10 protein-coding genes are annotated in these 15,858 nt (G+C 43.9%); 7 read left to right on the top strand and 3 right to left on the bottom strand.

Annotated features, from left to right (window positions below):
• The first annotated feature begins 89 nt into the window (after nt 1–89).
• On the top strand, nt 90–1,427 hold the full coding sequence (argA, locus tag OCU30_RS02815) for an amino-acid N-acetyltransferase (protein WP_077311881.1): 1,338 nt from the start codon (nt 90–92) through the stop codon (nt 1,425–1,427).
• 249 nt (nt 1,428–1,676) lie between these two features.
• The gene (locus OCU30_RS02810) at nt 1,677–1,874 is read left to right on the top strand and encodes a hypothetical protein (protein WP_077311272.1); all 198 of its coding nucleotides are present in this window, start codon (nt 1,677–1,679) and stop codon (nt 1,872–1,874) included.
• Here OCU30_RS02810 and recD read toward each other — a convergent pair.
• The 3 genes from recD to recC form a co-directional block, all read right to left on the bottom strand.
• On the bottom strand, nt 1,869–3,974 hold the full coding sequence (gene recD, locus OCU30_RS02805; protein ID WP_077311270.1) for an exodeoxyribonuclease V subunit alpha: 2,106 nt from the start codon (nt 3,972–3,974) through the stop codon (nt 1,869–1,871). The genes OCU30_RS02810 and recD overlap by 6 nt on opposite strands.
• Complete coding sequence (gene recB / locus OCU30_RS02800; RefSeq protein WP_077311268.1) at nt 3,971–7,591, bottom strand: exodeoxyribonuclease V subunit beta; 3,621 nt, start codon at nt 7,589–7,591, stop codon at nt 3,971–3,973. Before recB ends, recD begins: the two co-directional genes overlap by 4 nt.
• A 239-nt stretch (nt 7,592–7,830) precedes the next feature.
• Nucleotides 7,831–11,280 carry an exodeoxyribonuclease V subunit gamma gene (gene recC / locus OCU30_RS02795; RefSeq protein WP_077311879.1) on the bottom strand — a complete coding sequence of 1,150 codons (3,450 nt, stop codon included), beginning with the start codon at nt 11,278–11,280 and terminating at the stop codon, nt 7,831–7,833.
• Nucleotides 11,281–11,473: 193 nt separating this feature from the next.
• On the opposite strand from recC, the gene OCU30_RS02790 reads away from it, so the two are divergent.
• The 5 genes from OCU30_RS02790 (at nt 11,474) to OCU30_RS02770 (ending at nt 15,835) form a co-directional block, all read left to right on the top strand.
• A complete protein-coding gene (locus tag OCU30_RS02790) occupies nt 11,474–12,376 on the top strand; it encodes a LysR substrate-binding domain-containing protein (RefSeq protein WP_077311266.1) in 903 nt (300 codons plus the stop codon).
• A gap of 76 nt (nt 12,377–12,452) precedes the next feature.
• Nucleotides 12,453–12,755 carry a YebG family protein gene (locus tag OCU30_RS02785; protein WP_077311265.1) on the top strand — a complete coding sequence of 101 codons (303 nt, stop codon included), beginning with the start codon at nt 12,453–12,455 and terminating at the stop codon, nt 12,753–12,755.
• A 243-nt stretch (nt 12,756–12,998) separates the two neighbouring features.
• Nucleotides 12,999–14,030 (top strand): 2,3,4,5-tetrahydropyridine-2,6-dicarboxylate N-succinyltransferase, encoded by a 1,032-nt coding sequence (dapD, locus tag OCU30_RS02780; protein WP_077311263.1) that lies wholly within the window; start codon nt 12,999–13,001, stop codon nt 14,028–14,030.
• A gap of 299 nt (nt 14,031–14,329) precedes the next feature.
• Nucleotides 14,330–15,268, top strand: a complete 939-nt coding sequence (locus OCU30_RS02775) for a zinc transporter ZntB (protein ID WP_077311261.1) — start codon at nt 14,330–14,332, stop codon at nt 15,266–15,268.
• Nucleotides 15,269–15,286: 18 nt separating this feature from the next.
• Complete coding sequence (locus OCU30_RS02770) at nt 15,287–15,835, top strand: gamma-glutamylcyclotransferase family protein (RefSeq protein ID WP_077311259.1); 549 nt, start codon at nt 15,287–15,289, stop codon at nt 15,833–15,835.
• Nucleotides 15,836–15,858 lie beyond the last annotated feature (23 nt).

The raw sequence follows: 15,858 nt of genomic DNA, 5'->3' as shown, positions 1-15,858 counted from the left end.
CGTATTTAGAGAAAATTAAAAAACACCTTGCTTAGCCATGAATAAAAAGTCATTATTTAAACATAAATAAACAACCGGGTATGCAAGCAGTGAAAATACGTAGTACCGAGCTAGTAAAAGGGTTTCGCCAATCCGCCCCTTATGTTAATGCTCACCGAGGTAAAACTATGGTGATAATGTTAGGTGGCGAAGGCATTGCCGATAAAAACTTTCCAAATATTATTAGCGATTTAGCCTTACTACATAGTTTAGGAGTCAGAATCGTTCTCGTGTACGGCGCACGCCCGCAAATTAATAACCTACTCACGATTCATGGCCATGAAACTCCTCATCATAATGGTATCCGCGTTACTGACGAAACCGCATTAAATCTCGTTATGCAAGCAGCAGGACAATTGCAACTGGCCATCACTGCTCGCTTATCAATGAGTATGAACAATACGCCTATGGCGGGAAATAAACTCAATATTGTTAGTGGTAATTTTGTTATAGCACAACCCTTGGGTATCGATACTGGTGTCGATTACTGCCATAGCGGGCGTATTCGACGCATTGACATCGAAGGCATTAATAGAATACTCGAACAAGACTCCATCGTATTGCTAGGACCGATAGCGAGCTCCGTGACAGGTGAATGCTTCAATCTACTGTCCGAAGAAATCTCTACCCAAGTGGCTATTCGTTTAAAAGCAGATAAGCTCATTGGATTTTGCTCTGAACAAGGCATTATTAATGAACATGGCAATGCCATCGCCGAACTTTTTCCTGCCGAAGTCGAATCGCTCATAGTGCACAGGGAAACGAGCCAAAAACCAGAGCAAGAAGATACCACTGGCACACTCCGCTTTTTACGAGCATCCGTCTCCGCATGTCGTGCCGGCGTGCCAAGAAGTCACTTGGTGAGTTACAAAGTTGATGGCGCGTTGATCCAAGAGCTATTTTCCTTTGATGGTATTGGTACACAAGTCGTTACGGCACAAACAGAGCAAGTCCGCCAAGCTCATATTGATGATATTGGTGGTATTTTTGATTTAATTTTACCTTTAGAAGAAAAAGGTATTTTAGTACGCCGCTCCCGCGAGCAACTGGAGCAAGAAATACATAATTTTAGTGTCATTGATAAAGATGGGCTGATCATTGGTTGCGCTGCTTTATACCCTTATCGGGATGAAAAAATGGCCGAAATGGCCTGTGTCGCTATTCATACCGATTATAGAGATGGTCATCGCGGCTTAGTGTTACTTGAACATATGAAGTATGAAGCAAAAAAACAAGAGCTGGAAAAGCTGTTTGTATTGACAACGCAAAGTCTACATTGGTTTAGAGAACAAGGCTTTACCGAAGCAGGAGTATCAGCACTGCCAGTAACCAAACAGCATCTCTATAACTATCAAAGACGCTCAAAAATATTAGTGCTAGAGCTGTAGCCGGATTTAATCGGAATGGACAACCTGTATTAAAAACAAGACTGACTCATAAGTGAGACTGATTTACAGAAGCATTCAAAAAAATTGCGATTAAAATCTTTTCAAGAGTGTATCGGTTGTGTAAAATTCATCCAGACTAACGATGAATATGGAACACGTTGCATTGAGCAGCTTAATAATATTTGAGTTGGTTCATTTATTGTTCAAAAACTGATCCACACACCACTCTTAATAGGTATATGTATCTCGATGAAAACCGTTATTTGTAATTCTCTACAAAGCTTTTGGGACATGGCCGATAATCATCTCTTGGAAGGATTACACGTCCATTGTGTATTCCCGGTAGACGAACAAATCAAAAAGCATTTAATGAGAAACTACTTAGATTATGATATTGAAAGTATTAGTTTTTCCAGTGTGGAACATACCTTAAACATCTCATTATGAAGAGAGCGATGAATCCAGTTTTTCAACCAAACCACTCGCTCGCTGAGTACGCACTTTAATCCCTCGTTTTAAGACCGCATCATCACACAACAAGGTTAAATAAGATTTTGCGCGGGTTATACCTGTATAAATTAATTCACGCGTAAGAATTGGACTGTAATCCGGCGGTAAAATCATCAATGTATGCGCAAACTCACTGCCTTGTGATTTATGGATCGTCATCGCATAGGCGGTTTCATGTGGTGGCACTCGACTTGGCAAGACCGCTTTGACTTGGCCATCAGGCAACTCAAAATAAACTTTTAACCTGTGGTTATCATCTTCCTCATCACGTAAACACATACCGATATCACCATTATACAAACCAAGGCTATGATCGTTACTGGTGACCATCACTGGGCGACCGTGATACCACATTTCGTCATGAACAGAGATTAATTGACGCGCCGCTAGTGCACGCTCAATCCGATAATTAAGACCTGTGACACCAAAGTCTCCTTCTCGTACCGCGCATAATAAACGCACACCGTTAAAGGCTTCTAATACAGCACGGGCTTTATTACTCATAGCGATGGCCTGCGTGTCATCATAAAAGGTTTGCTCGACTAAGCTTAGATAACCGCGGTATTCGTTCACCAACAGTTTTAACATCTGCTGGTACGACTCGCGAGTGAGATCATAGTGACTGATATCGGCAAAGTCACGTCGCCATACTTCATCAATGTGGCGCCCTTGACCACTATTAACAGCTTTAGCAAGCTGACCGATGCCAGAACTCGCATTGAAGCGATAACTTTTTTGCAGCATACACAGGCAGTCAGCAATCGGACTACGCTCACCAGGCAGCGTCGAAGCCAACGCTTTAAAACCAGTTAAGCTTGCCAATCGTTGTCCTTGTTCGTGGCTATAACCTTGCGCTAAAAAATGACAAATATCCCCAAGCACAGCTCCTCCTTCCACCGAGGCTAACTGATCTTTATCACCCAGTAATACAAGCCGAGCGTGCGTTGGTAGCGCTTCCACTAACTTAACCATCAGAGGTAAATCCACCATCGATGCTTCATCTACAATCAACAAATCAAGGTGCAATGGATTTTTCTTATGATGGCGAAACTCGGCACTATTAGGCAACGCTCCTAATAAGCGATGAATCGTACTTGCTTGAGTCGGGATTAACGCTTTCAGTTCCGGCTCTACAGGCAAACGTTGTACCGCTTTGGCGATTGACTCGGTTAAGCGCGCTGCCGCTTTCCCGGTTGGAGCCACTAGTTTAATCGTGAGTGCTTTATCCACAGACTGCCCAAGTAAAGCCGCTAACAATTTCGTCACTGTCGTGGTTTTACCTGTCCCTGGCCCACCAGACACGACAGTAAAAGAGCGCGTTAGAGCAGTAGCAGCCGCGACTTTTTGCCAATTAAGACAAGCCGACTGCGGCACCCAGTGCTCTAAATCGACCAAGTCATCAGCTTGCTTAGCCATAATCAGGCATTGCTCGACACGCTCCCATTCCACACTGTCTGGTGATTCAACATCTAAATAATCCATGACGAGTTTTTGGCGTTCTATTTGCGAGTTAACCTGTGATAATGCGCTAAATAGACGTGGGTAGTCGCGTGCAAAAAGGAGGTTCAGCCGCTCTGATAATGCCGACTGTTCTTTATTACTAAAGGCAATGGGAGTCGCTAGGGTGTGTAAGCGAGCACTTAACGTCACCTCATAAAACCAGTAGCGATGTAAATATAAGCGCTGACCATCAAAAATCAGCGGAACCGACTCTTGCCCGGAGTCACACACTAACGATGAATCAGCTAATATTGTCGACCAATCACCTTGTAGCCACGCAGACTGGATTGCTTGAGTTTGTTCTCCAAATACGCCCAACTTACTGGCAATATCGGTTAACTGCCCATGTTCATCCCATAATGATAAACAAATATGACCTCGCCCCACTTCTGCACTCAACGCGGCCACAAGTATGATCAGCAGTGGCGAAGAATCTGGCGCTTGCTGCCCAATAAAGCGAGCAAACTGATAATCGAGCTGACGAATACTGCCTTGCTCTGCCAACGAAGATAACAAAGCGTAGACTTCGTTTCTCATAGATCTAACTCCCACTGCCCTTGTTCAGTTTCACGATGTTCAACAATCCGTCCATCGATCAATTGATCGAGCTCGCTAATAAGCGCTTGTGGCGGACGAGTATAAAAAATACCTTGTTTTGATTGCCTGTTCACTCCCCGCAAGAACACATAATAGATACCACCAAAATGCTTCTCGTAATCATAACTTTGCACTCGACTGGCTAAAAAACGATGCAGTGCTAGTGCGTAAATTTGGTATTGAAGATCGTAGCGATGTTCAGCCATCGCTACGGCTAAAGCTTCCTCTTGATACGCACTGGAATCATCTCCTAAGTGGTTCGATTTCCAGTCCAATACATAGTATTTTCCTTCATGTTCAAACACTAAATCGATAAAACCTTTGAGCATACCGTGCACCGGATAAAAGCCAAGCGCGCCTGCCCGCGCAGAGAGTGCGTCATAACGATGCGTGATTCGATTTAAACTGGGGGCATCTAATACTCGTATCGGTAATAAAAATTCCATCTCAACTAATTGCTGGCTTGGCGCTTTGTTACTTAAACGTAGCTGCTTCCCATCAAGCGGTACATTCAATACATCATCAACCAACTTTTGTAATACAGGTAACCAAGCAGCGTCATATTGCTCATTTTCTAGTAAATTTTCTAATACTTCGGTATTGTCCACCGTCGTCGCAGCTTGTGTAAAAATAACTTGCTCAAAAACGCTATGTAAAAATGTTCCCGGCTGCGCACCTCGTGGAAAAGTGAAAATAGAACGCTCAGGCTCTAACAAGGAAGCCTCTTCCATATCTTGGGCAGAATCGATATCAAATCCGGAGATTTCGGCCTCAGCCCCAACACTGTGATGAGCGCCTTGTTTCACTAGCCCTGAGTAACTAGTAATACGCCAACGTCTATCCACTGGGCGCTGTAATGACTTAACTGGCAGAGTGTCATACGCTTCGCTCTCTGGCACATAAATACCTTCGGGGAGCTCTGGTGGCGGCACTATTTGCGCATTAATACCTTGAACGGCCTTATCTAAAGACGTGTGAAGTAACGCAATACCGCCTTGCTCGCCATTTTGTAACAAATAACCAATCGCACTATCATGCACACCTGATGGCTCTTTGGTGGAACGGCCATTACGTAATGGAGCAACGCCAATGAAACACGCATACACCGCACGAGTTAGCGCTACATAAGCTAAACGTAAATCTTCGGCAAGTCGCTCTTGTTCTGCCTGCAGTAAAGACTCTCCGCTCGCCATGATATCGAGCATGGTTTTCTCCGTGCTTGCATCATAGTACTTCCCTTCACTCGCGGCGCGATAGCCTAAGGCAAAAGGTAAAAATACCAAATCATATTCTAAGCCTTTCGATTTATGAATCGTGACAATTTGAACTAAATTGCGCTCCGATTCCAAACGCTGAATTTGTTCATCATGTTGCCCCAATCCCATCGCTACATCAGTAATGGTTTGCGATAACCACCGCAATAAACCATGGTCACTATCAATATCTTGATTGGCGTCTTGAAGTAATTCCCCAATATGCATGAAATCGGTTAATGCCCGCTCGCCATCCGGCTCTTCTAACCAACGTTCGGCAATATGGCGCTGCGCCAGAACCGCGCGTAACATGGGTAAAACACCACGTTCTTTCCACAGTTGGCGGTACGTTTTAAACTCATAACTCACCTTTTCCCATGCATTTTCGTCCCAGTTGAGTTTATCCAGTTGCTGGGCATTGAGCGCGAACAGTGGACTCGCCAATGACGCGCGTAACAAGCGATCATTATCTGGATTCAATACCGCTTGCAATAAACGCTGCACATCCATAGCCACTTGGGTAGCAAACACGCTATCACGGTTCGATAAATACACACTGGCAATACCTTGCTCTGAGAGTGCTGTTTTAATACGACGTCCTTCACTGCCCGTCCGTACTAATACCGCTATATTGCTGGCCTCTATCGGCTTACCGTTAGAAAAATATGCTTTTTGGTTTTGAGCTAACGTTAACACATGCTGGATATGGGCTGCCGTGGCTGTCGCCATTTGGGTAAGATACTCACCTTTGGTCATTAGTGCGCCATCTGTATCAGGACGCCAGTAAGTTAAGGCAGGTTGTTTTTCGTCATATAAATACCACGCTTTCTTGTCGGCATTAGGATTAGGATTAACCGGATAAAAAGGAATATCTTGATCATAAATAAACGGGCGCTCGGCTTGTGTAAACAAGCGGTTTACCCCTGAAACCATATCAAGGCTCGAACGCCAATTCGTTCCTAACGTATAATGAGCCGAGACTTGATTACGTGCGCGAATATACGTAAAAATATCCGCACCACGAAACGCATAAATCGCCTGTTTCGGGTCACCAATCATAAATAGGCCCGCGTGTGGATGCGCTAAATAAATCCGACTAAAAATACTGTATTGCAGAGGATCGGTATCTTGAAACTCATCTATCATTGCCACCGGATATAAATGACGAATACGCTCCGCCAAGACCTGTTGTTCATCTAAATCCAGGGCCGCTGATAACTGAGTCAATAAATCATCAAATGATAACCAGTGTTTACGCTGCTTTAAATTAGCCAGCCTAGTACGGCATGCATCAATGGCATGAGCTAACAGCGGGCCTTCTAAACTGATCGGTTCAGCAAGAAAGGCTTCAATAGCAGCAAACACCTCATGCATCGGGGCTGCTTTTCCATCTGGCGTTTTCTCAATTAGAGTGTTTTGTGCAAACTTTTCCAGCTTATCCGGCCACTCATAATTTTGGGTCGGACTCGCCGCCCAAGCTGATACGCTCAGTAACCACTGCGGTAGCGTTTTTTTACTGTAACTGCGTTTATTGACATCGGAGAGACTAATACAGCCTTCAAGATCAGCTTCATGTGCTCGCCACAACTGCTTCAGATCATCGATACGTTGTAAATTATTGGCATGCAATGTCGCGAGATCATCCGATAAAGGCGGAGTCGTTACTGTCAAAGGTGCTCCTGTAAGATATCGGCCAATACGCTGCAATAGATCATCAGGGCGCCCCCATAAGCGGCGTACTTCAGCGGCCAAATTCAGCGGTAATGGATAAAACTGACAACGCCAATAATCCGCGACCACTTGCGCTTTTAAGTGGCTTTCATCCGTGACAAATTCATTGGCAAAACGGCTACCCGACTCAAAAGCATTTTGCGTCAGCATGCGCTGACAAAAGCCGTGAATGGTATAAATCGCCGCCTCGTCCATTTGTCTTTCCGCTTCTGTAAGTAGCTGCACGGCTAAACGATGATCCGTAAACTGCTCCAGCAAAGGGGCGATAACAGGGTCTTCGCTGACTCCACGGGCAAAGGCAATCCGCGCCGTATGTATTCGTGTGCGAATTCTTTCTCGTAATTCTGCCGTTGCCGCTTCCGTAAACGTGACGACCAGAATTTGATCAACGCTTAATGGAGTAGAATGACGTGATAACTCATCACCATGCCCCAAAACAAGACGCAAATATAAAGCGGCAATCGTAAATGTTTTACCTGTACCAGCGGAGGCTTCAATCAGCCGAGCGCCATGCAACGGAAATGTCATTGCGTCTAATGTTTGGGGTTCTATTGTCTGAGTGACCGCCGTCATGACTCCACCTTAAGTTTTATATTGATATTTTTGCGAAATAATTCACAAAAAAATTACTAATTTGCACTCAATTATCATCACCAACAAAAATGCGACTCTGTTCACGGTGCCAATGCCAATGAATCGCTAAGATGCGTTCAGATTTACCAAATACCATCTCATAACGTAAAGAAATAGGTCCCTCTGACCTGTGGCCGTACAGCGAACGCCCTACACCATAATGATTTACTGGCGGCCACCTACTCTTTATCTTCTATTTGTTGCCAACGCAAACGTGGGGCCATCAACACGCGTTCACTTAAACGCAGTACCTCATGCGCAAGACTCTCATCCCAAAGAGGCCAAATCCTTTGGATATAAGGATTATTGCCCTCACCATGCGTCATATATCCATCATTAAATGTATCGGCCATTTTTTTAATTGATTTTTCCTCATCCGCCACCCATTGACCTCGCGAAAATCCCGCCTCAATACTGGCTAAAGCGGTACGTGGAAAATACGCCAAAGGATGAGTAAGACCCTGATAATAAAGGACAACCAACTCATCAAGTAATTGCCTTGCTTCTGATATTGACTCCACTGGCGACCAGTAATAATGCACCACACCTTCTTTGCGATCATAACCTAATATATGTGTCGTGCGGGACTGTCCCATAAGAGCTAAACAGAGATGATCGATCCACGCTGCCAGAATATCTTGTGCGCGAACCGAGCCACTGCGATAGCGAATTAATCCTGATTCAAAGACATTGATTAGCCACCCAGTGACGTTGACTGGTTTACCCTCCCCTAGACAATCAAGTGTTAAGTTAACTTCTATATCTTGGCTAGACTGATAACATAGTGGCCGCACGGCATCGGCTAATTCTTGGGCTTGAACACGATTGGTTTCCAGCTCCAATGTACCAAATGCACCAATCGGTAAATGGCCTTGAGCACGTTGCAGTTTTGCAAAATGAGTCAATGCCTGTTCTTGCTCTTGAGGTGTCTGACACTCTAATAATACCTCGACTAAGGCATCACGTAACTGATAACTGGCTAGTCCATCAAGAACAAACGGCTCATCATCATCCATTACCGTTTGCGCCATATCAAAATGCACTTTAAGACGACGATTAAAAAAGTATTGCACCGGTAAGCGCCAGAATTTTTGCAATTCCACCAGATCTAACTCTAATGGAAAGGTCGCATCCAATAGATACTCATCTAATGTCGCATTGAACGGGCTGGGTTCCTTCCCTTGACGCAGAGCGGCTGGTAACCACTCTCTTGCATAACTGCCTGCTTTTAAGAAACTATCAGTACTAAACGGCACCATCGCATGGGCTTGTACTAAGTGCTCTTGTAGGCACTTTGCCGATTCGTCCGCCATTTTAGTGACATCGCCTTCTAGCACATAATTTTGCTGGCAATATTCTAACAGTTCACTCACCAAAACTGATGGCACCCGTTCACTATTGTCTTGAATAGAACGCCCAACATAACTAATGTAAAGCACATCTTCTGCTGATAGCATGGCTTCGAGAAATAAATAACGGTCATCATCTCGACGGGAACGGTCACCTGGGCGAGTACGTCCGTTCATAAGATCGAAACCTTCAGGGGGAACTGACCGTGGGTATACGCCATCGTTCATCCCCAATAAGCACACGACATTAAACGGAATAGAGCGCATTGGCATTAGTGTACAAAAATTCACTTGTCCGGCTAAAAACCGTTGACTGACTCGGGTACCGGAAAGCTTATCGTGTAAATATTGACTGATGATAAGCGCGGCAATATCACTCTCATAACGTGCTTCCAACAGTTGTTCTTTTAATTGCGTGAGCGTATCGCGAATCGATTGCAACGCCATTTCGCCTTCTAGGTCGACACTGAAGAAGTCCACCAATACGCCATGAAGCACACTGCGCCAGTCATCTATTGACTGTGTCTTCGCAAGGGCTAATCGGTAATGACTGACCATTTCAAGAAAATGAGCTAACTTACCGGCTAACTCCGCGCTCATGCCTTGCACTTCATTATAAGGTGCTAAATACTCGTCATTATGCTCATACAAATCAGCATCCGCTGGCATTGCATAACCAAGTAACATGCGATTGAGACCAAATTGCCACGTATTTTGCGGCTGCGGTGGTAAATCAAACTCTTGCGCTGTTGTTGCATTCAGCCCCCAACGAATCCCCGACTCTTCGACCCATTGCTGAGCAATCGTGAAGTCGTCTTCACTAAGCTCAAACTTGTCTAGAATGGCAGGCGTTTCTAAAAGCTCTAAAAGCTCAGATGCCAAACAGCGAGATTGTGGTAATTCAACCAATTGTAAAAACGCATGATAAATCGGACTTTCTTTATCGGCGGTACGATCAGAAATCGAAAATGGGATATAACGCTCACCGGGTGCATTACCAAATACGGCCTGAATATAAGGGCTATAAGCATTGATATCTGAAACCATGACAATAATATCGCGTGGTTTCAATTCGGCATTGCTATCAAACATAGCGAGCAATTGATCATGAAGCACTTCGACTTCACGCATTGGGCTGTGGCAAGCATGAAAAGTTAATGAAGAATCATCATACCCAATACGCTGTTTATGCTCACTGTCGTCTATCTTGCTATCATCGTGATGCTCTTCAAGGTTAAGCACATCAGCCTGTAAATGATGCAAAAGTGAATCCCGTGGTATATCAATAAATAATTGATGTTCTTCATTCTCAGTCTGCGCTAGCAAATACAAGTTATCACGACCCAATTTACCCATGGATGCCAGTAAGCTATTGCCAACAGCTTGATAAGTGTGCAGCTCATCATCATAGAGACTGACCTCCCCTTTCAATGGCGAGACTTCGTTAACCACTTGCAGGCTATTGGCATTAATTTGTAATTGCTTACGCCGTTGGCGTTCCACTTTGGCTAAATACTTTCTATCGCGAATATCACCCCAATAATGTTGGCACGGATTGCTAAACATCAGATGAACATCAATGTGCTCACCCAAGGCTTTTAACGCCTCCATATAACGCGGTGGCAAAGAGGAAATCCCAAAGATAAACAAACGAGAAGGTAGCAAGGATACGTCAATACTGTCATGGTTTAATGCGGCAATAAAATCATCATACATATTGGCGCGATGATAACGAGACTGCCCCAGTTCTAGCGTATATTGATACAAATCACGCCATAATATCGCTTGCCACTCGTGCTCACCTTCAAGCTCAGCAACACTTTCTCCTGCTTCCCAGGCCGCAATCCAATCCGGACGATACACGAGATAGCCATCAAAAATATCGGCGATTTTTTCCGCTAATTGGTACGCTTTAGAATCATCATCATCTTCTGCCAGATACTTTTGTAAGGGAGCAAAAGGCGCGGTAAGTAATAATGCTGGTAACCGCTCTAATAACTTCCACGTCATCGCTTCTTTATTAAAAGCACTTCGTTTAGGAACGCCGGCCAATACCTTAGTAAACATGTCCCAAATAAAGGTGGCTGGCAAAGGAAAATCCATATTCGCAGCAACACCAACCTCTTGAGCCAACGCCATTTTTAGCCACTGAGACATCCCTGGACTCTGCACCAGGACTTGCTCGGCTTGAAATGGGTTTGGCAACGGGTCATTTTTAATCAGGTGAACCAGAAGAATCTTCAAGGTATCAACTTTATTGGAGTGGTAAACAGTAAACACTGGGCGCTCTTTTATGGTCATTGGCTCTTTATTGAGAGTAACACAAACCCTTTATTGGCAAGAATAAATTCCCACTTCTGTTCAACAAACCGCGTATAACCTCCCTATTACACAACCGTGCGCCTTTCCCTTGCACCTTGCTGTTGTTTATTGAATCATAGGCACTGGTCTTCCTTAGTCAGTGGTATCGGCAATGACACGTCACGTTTCCTTAAAGCAATTGCGAGTCTTCACCAGCATTATTCAATATAAAACCATTACTGCCGCTGCCGAGCATTTGTTCTTATCAAAAGCAGCGGTAAGCATGGCGTTATCTGAATTAGAAAAACATTTAGGACACGCATTATTTGATCGTGTGAATAACCGTCTTATTCTTAATCAAGAAGGTCGACGTTTATTACCCTATGCAGATGAACTACTGAGCCGTATGAGTGATCTTGACCAAGCATTTAGTGACGATCATTCACTATTTGGACAACTGCATATCGGTGCCAGTGATACGATTGGTAATCAAGTCGCCCCCTTTTTACTCAGCCAATTTCGTCAACAATACCAGCACCGTTCACAGACTCTGTTCATTTCCAACAGTGCACTCATTTGTCAAAAACTGGTCGACTATGAGCTAGATATTGGCCTGATCGAAGGTAAAACCCATCATCCACAACTGATTTCTCAACCCTTTAGCCAAGATGAAATGTGCATCATTTGCGCCCCGACTCACCCACTCCCCTCACAACGCAGCATACAGTTGGTTGATTTAGAGCATAGTGAATGGATTTTACGAGAAGCAGGCTCTGGAACACGGGAGTTTTTCCTACGAACTGTTGCACCTAGAATCGAGCATTGGCATGAAACATTTGAATTAAACACCACTGAGGCGATCATTAATAGTGTGGCGGCGGGCTTAGGCTTTGCCTGTCTATCACGTTTAGCCGCTGAATCGGCGATCGACAGTGGGCGCGTTAAGATGGTCGAATTACCTTTAGATATGAAACGACGTTTTTGGCTACTTGTTCACAAAGAAAAATACCAAAGTCCTTTACTCCAACGCTTTATGGAATACTGTTATCAGTGGGAGAGTGACGCATCTCGCTAACGCAAACTGGACTTTTTAGCTACTTACCTGTATAAAAAGCCAGTAATGTCGTGCAATAAACAGTAGAGGATTAACCATGGCTGTCATCGTTAAGTACGTGGTCGAACGCAACGGAGAAGAGAAAATGACTTTTACCTCTAAAGCCGAAGCTGACGCTTATGACAAAATGTTAGATATGGCGGATGAGCTTTTTGAATTGCTAGGTAAAAGTGAATTGCTTGAGCAAGAAAATAAGCAAGAAGAACTCGCCATGTTTTTGGCTCAAAACCGTGAAGAAGTACTCTTCGCACTTGGTGCTAAACGTAAACCAACACCAAAGAAACCAAAAGCACAAAAGTCTGAAGAAACGGAAGATACGTCTGCAGAAGACGCGGCATAACATCGCCCCCGTATTCATGACGAAACCGCTACCTTGTGTTAGCGGTTTTTTATTGCTTCATATAATTGATATATATCGTTAAAAAGACAAGTAATATCGGTCGACAGACTTCTCGATTATTTGCTCTTTATTATCGAGACATGTCTCTTTACTATGCTCAATAAGCAAATCGAATTAAATAGTTAACATGACTTTAATGAAAGTCGCGTTATGAAAATATCATCATTATGAATGGAGAGTAAGATGGCTCATTTTGCACTTGGCTTTGGTACTGCAACAAAAAACCGCGATGGAAAAATTATTGAAGCGTTTTTCCCAGCGCCGATCCTCACCCCATCAGATAGCCTTATCACTGAGTTAACAACAGTAACAGACTACTCAGAAGGCAACCAATTCATTGAACTTACTGCAACAGATGCCAAAAAGCTTGCTGCTGTATTTACCGCTCATGATCAAGCTGACAATGCGAAGTTTGCTGAAAAAGCCGCACAAGCAAACCAACCTCTAGTGTTAGTCGTGTTAGCTAATGATGAAAAGCCAGACAGTGTGGCAGAAGCCTTCCTTAAACTGCAATTAATCTCTCATCGTCTCGCGAAGCCACACGGTATCGTGCTAGATGGCGTCTTTGGTCTACTTCACAACATTGCTTGGACTAACGAAGGTCCGATTGATTTACCTGAACTGGCGGATCGTCAAATTGATGCACGCCTAGCAGGCAGAGCATTAAGTGTCGATTGTGTAGATAAATTCCCTAAAATGGTGGATTACATCGTACCAACTGGCGTACGTATTGCCGATACATCTCGCGTGCGTCTTGGTGCTCACGTGGGTGAAGGCACAACGGTTATGCATGAAGGTTTCATCAACTTTAATGCCGGCACTTCAGGTGTGAGCATGGTTGAAGGCCGTATTTCTGCTGGAGTAATGGTTGGTAACGGTTCAGACATCGGTGGTGGCGCTTCTATCATGGGAACGCTGTCTGGCGGCGGTAAGGTCGTTGTCTCTATCGGTGAAAGCTCACTGCTTGGTGCGAATGCAGGCTTAGGATTCCCACTTGGCGATCGTTGTACGATTGAATCTGGCTTATATGTTACGGCTGGTACTAAAGTCCGTATGCTAGATAAAGAAGGCAAAGAAGTTGAGATGGTGAAAGCGCGTGATTTAGCCGGTTTCTCAGATCTACTCTTCCGTCGTAACTCGCAAACGGGTCAGGTGGAATGTCTCGCGAACAAATCTGCAGTTGAACTTAATAGTGAATTGCATAGCAATAACTAAACAATGCTCAGCATTATGTGATAGCCAGCGTCCCTACGCTGGCTATTTTTTTGTGACAAAGTCTGAATAATCCGCCTCTTTCTCGCGTACGTTGCACTGATAAGTTAATAAATTTACACAATAAAATTCTCGTTTAGTTCATTATCGATCATACTATAAGAAGTGATACGTCACGACGCATTGGCATCGGTACGTTAAATCCCTCAAACACACGATCCTTTCACAACCATTTACCTCATGACTTCCCTTTGCTAACCATTCGGGATAGCCATTTGTTGCGCACCTAATAAGGAGAAAACATGGAGTTTTTATTGGATCATTGGCAGCTCAATTCACATGCCAATACGTCACAAACTTTATCACCAAATGATATTCAACCAGGACACTGGTATCACTGCTTACGCGATGAGCAACAAGTCAAAACATGGTTGGAAAACAATCATGTTTCGAGCTCTATTATTGATAGTTTACTCGCTGAAGATACTCGTCCACTATTTGAAGAGTACGATGATAATCAGTTTCTATTGATCCTAAGAGGGGTCAATTTAAATCAAGATGCGAATCCAGAAGATATGCTGAGTATTCGTTTGCTCTATATCAATGGAGCTCTGATTTCAACGCGAAAAATCCCCTCAAAAACCGTTGAAATGCTACGTTCACGCCTCATTAATGGTCAAGGTCCGGGCAGCCTTGCTGATCTTATCGTACAGATCATTGATGGCTTAAATCGTAATATCGATAACTATCTAGATACAATCGAAGAGAAAATAACCCAGTTTGATGATGAACTTGAGCTAAGTGAAGAGCTTATGCAAACCCATAAAGCTTTACTCAAAATTAAGCGTTTTATTAAACCTCAGCAGTATGCGATTAATGATTATCAAGATAGCGAAGTGGCTTTTGCCGTCGACAAAAAGTTACGTCTCAAGCATAGTGTCAATACGATTACCCGTGTGAATGAGACCTTGGATTTTTTCCTAAATGAACTCGAAATCATTAAAGGAGAATTACGCCAATACCATGCGGAAAAGCTCAACAAAAATACCTATTTATTTTCAATTATTGCGGCTATTTTCTTACCAACCAGCTTCTTAACTGGCTTATTAGGCGTCAATGTTGGCGGTATCCCCGGAACAGAATCGCCCATCGCTTTTAGTCTGTTTTGCGGCGCATTATTAGGCATTTTTGCGGTTGAGATGTGGATTTTAAAACGGTTACAATTTTTTAGCCGCTCTTAACACAAGCAAGGAGAACTCATGTATATTTTCGGTTATGGCAGCTTAATGAACTCTGCGTCTCGTCAGCTTACAGGACAAACCGGACAAGCGATTCCCGTGATTGTACAAGGGTTAGTCCGGCATTGGGGCAAAATTGATGACAGTTATATTATGTCACCACTTGTCGTGCAACGCGGAGACAGTGAAGTGAATGGTGTATTATTGCATGTCAGCGATACCGAATTACCCGAGTTTGATAAACGTGAACGTGGCTATCAGCGTATGCGAGTGCCTGCCGCGTCAATTCTCAGCGAACATGCTTTCGATCAAGCTCAAGATATTTGGGTCTATATAACAGACTCACACCAACCACCTTGTGATAACAGCCCTATCGTACAGAGTTATGTCGATACCGTACTCGCAGGCTGTCTTGAAGTTTCCGAAGACTTCGCTCGTCACTTTGTCGACTATACCGTAGGGTGGCAATATCCTCGTGAAAGTGATCGCCATGCTCCGAAATACTCGCGTATGGCCGGTGTTACGCCCGAGCAATTCCCACTGATAGATAGCTTACTTCAACACGTTTAAGCCAATTCTGCTAAAAAAGACCT

It is taken from the genome of Vibrio palustris (genome assembly GCF_024346995.1).
In the GTDB taxonomy this organism is placed as follows: Bacteria; Pseudomonadota; Gammaproteobacteria; order Enterobacterales; family Vibrionaceae; genus Vibrio; species Vibrio palustris.
Note: the sequence above shows the minus strand (reverse complement) of the source record. Positions and strands in the feature narration are given on the sequence as shown.

Coding starts and splice junctions, on each gene's coding strand:
- OCU30_RS02810 (WP_077311272.1), top strand. CDS start 1,677: ATGAAAACCGTTATTTGTAATTCTCTACAAAGCTTTTGGGACATGGCC.
- dapD (WP_077311263.1), top strand. CDS start 12,999: ATGGCTCATTTTGCACTTGGCTTTGGTACTGCAACAAAAAACCGCGAT.
- recD (WP_077311270.1), bottom strand. CDS start 3,974: ATGAGAAACGAAGTCTACGCTTTGTTATCTTCGTTGGCAGAGCAAGGC.
- OCU30_RS02790 (WP_077311266.1), top strand. CDS start 11,474: ATGACACGTCACGTTTCCTTAAAGCAATTGCGAGTCTTCACCAGCATT.
- OCU30_RS02770 (WP_077311259.1), top strand. CDS start 15,287: ATGTATATTTTCGGTTATGGCAGCTTAATGAACTCTGCGTCTCGTCAG.
- OCU30_RS02775 (WP_077311261.1), top strand. CDS start 14,330: ATGGAGTTTTTATTGGATCATTGGCAGCTCAATTCACATGCCAATACG.
- recB (WP_077311268.1), bottom strand. CDS start 7,591: ATGACGGCGGTCACTCAGACAATAGAACCCCAAACATTAGACGCAATG.
- OCU30_RS02785 (WP_077311265.1), top strand. CDS start 12,453: ATGGCTGTCATCGTTAAGTACGTGGTCGAACGCAACGGAGAAGAGAAA.